The organism is Ferruginibacter sp. (assembly GCF_031430955.1).
Taxonomy (GTDB): Bacteria; Bacteroidota; Bacteroidia; order Chitinophagales; family Chitinophagaceae; genus Ferruginibacter.
Window position 1 is genome coordinate 1 of the sequence record NZ_JANPCM010000194.1, and the last position, 3,904, is coordinate 3,904.

Genomic DNA, 3,904 nt, shown 5'->3' on the forward strand with positions numbered 1-3,904 from the left:
CCGGGGGAATGTGTATCCGTTATTATCAATTGTGCTTCGGTTTGCGGCAATGTGTTATTGCGCCATACCTGTGCCCAGGCCAAAAAGAAACGCTGGTCCGGTGTAAAACCATCAATCGTTTTTGTGCTTTTTCCCTGCGGTGTCATTTTAAAAGCTTCGTAAGCAACATTTAAACCGCCCAGGTCGCCTATGTTTTCTCCTAACGTTAATTTACCATTTACGTGTATGGTATCCTGTACGGTGTAGCCATCGTATTGTTGTGCAAGAGTTTTGGTTTTTGCATCAAATTTGGTACGGTCTTCTTCGGTCCACCAGTTTCTTAAAGTGCCGTCAGCATCATACTTACTGCCATTATCATCAAAGCCGTGAGACATTTCATGACCAATTACTGCACCAATGCCACCATAGTTTAAAGCATCATCAGCCTTAGCATCAAAAAAAGGTAATTGCAAAATACCTGCAGGAAAAACTATTTCATTTAAAGTAGCATTGTAATAAGCATTAACTGTTGGCGGAGTCATGCCCCAACGTTCCCTGTCAACCGGTTTACCCAACTGGTTAATCATGTAATTGTAATTCCACTCCCCAACATTACGTACATTCTCAAAATAAGTATTTTTGTTTATTACAAGGCCATCGTAATTTCTCCATTTATCGGGGTAACCAATTTTTGGGCGAAAGGCAGCCAGCTTTGCTAATGCTTTGGTTTTGGTTGCAGGGCTCATCCAATCTAATTTATTTATTCTGTTGGCGAAAGCTTTACGCAAATTGGTAACCAACTCTGCCATACGCAATTTTGCTTCGGGTTTAAAATAATCTTTTACATACAACTGGCCCAGCAGTTCGCCAATAGAACCATCTGTTAACTGCGACATTCTTTGCCAGCGTGGTGTTTGGATGCGCTGGCCTGATAATACCTGGTTAAAAGCAAAACTAGCATCTACAAAAGCGCTGCTTAAATAAGGTGCTGCAGCTTTTAAAACATTCCATTGCAAATATGTTTTCCAGTCATCTAACGGAATAGATTTTAATAAACCTGATACCGTTGTAAAAAATGCCGGGTTATTTACCAGTACACTATCTTGATTTTTTATTTTAAGATCAGCTAATATTTCACGCCAGTTTAAGCCTGGAGTAGTTGCGGTAAAACTTTCTACCTGGAATTTATTGTAGGTTTTATAAGGATCCCTCATTTCTACCCTGCTCATTTGCGCCTGTGCTAATTTTTTTTCCAGCTCAAAAATGGTGATAGCATTTTTTTCAGCCATTTCTTTACCAGTGCCTGTTAAAATAAACAGCGTAGTAATATAATTTTTATAGGCTTGCTGAATTTCTGCATTTCGGCCATCAGTTTTTAAATAATAATCCCTGTCAGGCAGCGTGGTGCCACCCTGGCTGAATTGCGGAATCATGATCTCTACATTCTTCCTGTCCTGCCCCACATTAAAACCATATAACGGTGAGCCAGAGCCTGTAGTTCTTAACCAGGCAATCATTTTTTGTATTGCAGCTTCGCTGCTGATGGCTTCAATTTCTTTTAAGGCAGGTTGTACTGGAGAAAAACCTCTTTTTTCAATAGCCAAACTATCCATGCCTGCAATATAAAAATCGGCTACTCTTTTACTTACCGAACCCGGTGCTGCATTTTTATCTGACATGGCTTTTTCTAAAACCGTTTTTACAGCATTAATATTAAAATCACGCAGTTGATTAAAACTGCCCCACCGTGTTTCTTTTGCAGGCACCGGATTATTTTTTATCCAGTTGCCGCTGGCATAGGTATAAAAATCATCGCCGGGTTTTACCGATTTATCCATATTGGCAGGATCGATAAATTTTTTTGAAGCGTTTTGTGCATTGCTGTAATTATTTGCTGCACCCATGCAAAAGAAGATGCCTGCAAGCAGCCATTTTTTGTTTGTCATCATCATGCTTTTTTTTAATTTAGTTAGAAGATTAAAATTAAGCAAAAGGTTTGGGTTGTGGTTACCATTGATACAATTGAATGCATTTCAAATTGTCGCAATTTTTTTTCAACGCCGGGAAAATCACATGGCAGAGTTTACACTGAAAACCTTTTCGATAAATCCTTTTCTTATTTTCTCTGCGTTAAAATTTGCTGCCTGGCCTGATGCTTTAGCGACAATTTAAAATGCATTCATACAATTTTAACCTGTTTGTTGTAAAAGGTTCTAAACATTTTGAAGAAACCATTTTTATATCGAAGGCTTAAGAAAACAATCCAATGAATTAAAAAATTACTCCTGCTCCAAAAAAAATATTTACGCTTGATACATTGTAATTTCTTTTTGCTTCGGCAGTAGCAGGCCCCGGATTGGGATAGTTAGGATTATAATTATATTTTAATACAGGCGAACTGTAAAAATAATTAGCATCCAGTAATAAATATATTTTTTTTGAAAGCGAATATTTTAATGCACCACCTGCCTGGTAGCAAAATCCCCCATCAGGATCATTTTCAGATCTTGCAAGATTATCAGGCAGCAGAAAACCATTTTGATCGAACCCGATATAACGGTAATCGGGAATTTTAATTTTACAGAAACCCGCCAGTAATTTTGGTTGTAAAAATAATTTGCTTTGTTTTGAAAGAGGCAAAGTGATTAATGCGCCGGTCATTATTTTTCTTACTTTCCAATTATTAGTGGTAACCGAAGTGGTAATATTGTTACCGTATTGTTGCTTTAAATGATTTTCATAGGCTTTTTTATCCTGCATGTTAAAAGTAAAACCTGGTTTTGTAACAGGCAGTTTATTTTTTATTGAAAAATATTATACCGCCTGTTTCATTTCCCAAAAAAATAATATTCAAACAGCCAGGTAAAAAACCAAAAAGCTGCTAATAAAAAAGGCGCTAAAAATAAAATTTCAAAATATAAATGCTGCAACCGACTGAGTGATTTAAAGAAAATGGCGAGAATGGCTACCCCGCTAAAAATATAACACCCTAAAAATAATTTATACACCCAGGGATATTTTCCGTTTAGTAAAAAAATTAAAATAGCACATGCCGCCAGCACACCGCAAACGATGTGAAAAAACATAACCCCTTTTTTTAAATTAAAGCCTTCTCTCTTCATACTTTTAATATGCTGGTGAAGCAAAATAAAACTATTTAAAATTATTGAATTAAAAGTAGGTTTAGTTAGTGCTATGAGGTCGAAGTTTGTTTTTACAAATCTGTCATCGAAATTATGTTGCTATAGCTAACAATAAGACCGGAGTCTTATCTCCTTCGCAGAAAAAACAGCCCACCTGAAATTGATACCGGGGCAAAAACTAAAATGGCTGTAAGTTGTGTCCAGTGATTGCCGGATGATTTAAAAAATGAAAATGCAGCAAAGCCTGCAAGTATAAATGCAAGTATATAATTTACATTCAAATTTTTTGTACGTGCAATAAGTTGTGCAACAAACCCAGCAATGAATGAAAATATTCCGCCGTATATTATTGTTACAATTACAAATGATACTGTTGGATCAGCATGTGGGTTTTGCCCTGATAGTTTAAAAAGCACAAGCGATGTTGCTGCAAAAATTGCATACCCAACAATTACTCCTAAAAAATTTTGTACCATATTTTATTGACCGCTTATTTTCAGGCTGTAACAAATATAAGCCTTCGCTTTTGTAGTGGTAAAATTTGGAAGAAGTTGTTGGCCGCTTATTTTCTTAAAGTTTACGCTGCGGTTGTAAGCTACTTTAGCAATGCTGCATATCTGCCAGTGGTATTGGGTGGATAGAACCATAAATTTCTTTACCTTGAGGATTAAATGCTAACACTAAATAATTGGTTATTGCCAACCTGGTTACTGCTTGCTTTATTTTGTTTAAATGCAAACCCTGTTTTGTGCCAAACAAAGAACAGCAATTACGATTTAAAT

General features: G+C 36.4%; 5 protein-coding genes. All 5 read right to left on the minus strand.

Annotated elements, in window-relative coordinates; all coding sequences use genetic code 11:
- A partial coding sequence (locus tag ACY65O_RS05470) for a M13 family metallopeptidase (protein WP_462219841.1) occupies positions 1-1,928 on the minus strand: 1,928 nt, incomplete at its 3' end.
- A gap of 322 nt (positions 1,929-2,250) precedes the next feature.
- Positions 2,251-2,739: a hypothetical protein gene (locus ACY65O_RS05475; RefSeq protein WP_462219842.1), complete on the minus strand. Its 489-nt coding sequence runs from the start codon at positions 2,737-2,739 to the stop codon at positions 2,251-2,253.
- A 68-nt stretch (positions 2,740-2,807) separates the two neighbouring features.
- Positions 2,808-3,065 carry a hypothetical protein gene (locus ACY65O_RS05480; protein ID WP_462219843.1) on the minus strand — a complete coding sequence of 86 codons (258 nt, stop codon included), beginning with the start codon at positions 3,063-3,065 and terminating at the stop codon, positions 2,808-2,810.
- A gap of 182 nt (positions 3,066-3,247) precedes the next feature.
- Entirely contained in the window at positions 3,248-3,598 is a 351-nt protein-coding gene (locus ACY65O_RS05485) for a hypothetical protein (RefSeq protein ID WP_462219844.1), read from the minus strand.
- Positions 3,599-3,722: 124 nt separating this feature from the next.
- Positions 3,723-3,904, minus strand: a 182-nt coding sequence (locus ACY65O_RS05490) for a hypothetical protein (RefSeq protein ID WP_462219845.1), incomplete at its 5' end; no start/stop codon positions are given.

Coding starts and splice junctions, on each gene's coding strand:
- ACY65O_RS05475 (WP_462219842.1), bottom strand. CDS start 2,739: ATGCAGGATAAAAAAGCCTATGAAAATCATTTAAAGCAACAATACGGT.
- ACY65O_RS05480 (WP_462219843.1), bottom strand. CDS start 3,065: ATGTTTTTTCACATCGTTTGCGGTGTGCTGGCGGCATGTGCTATTTTA.
- ACY65O_RS05485 (WP_462219844.1), bottom strand. CDS start 3,598: ATGGTACAAAATTTTTTAGGAGTAATTGTTGGGTATGCAATTTTTGCA.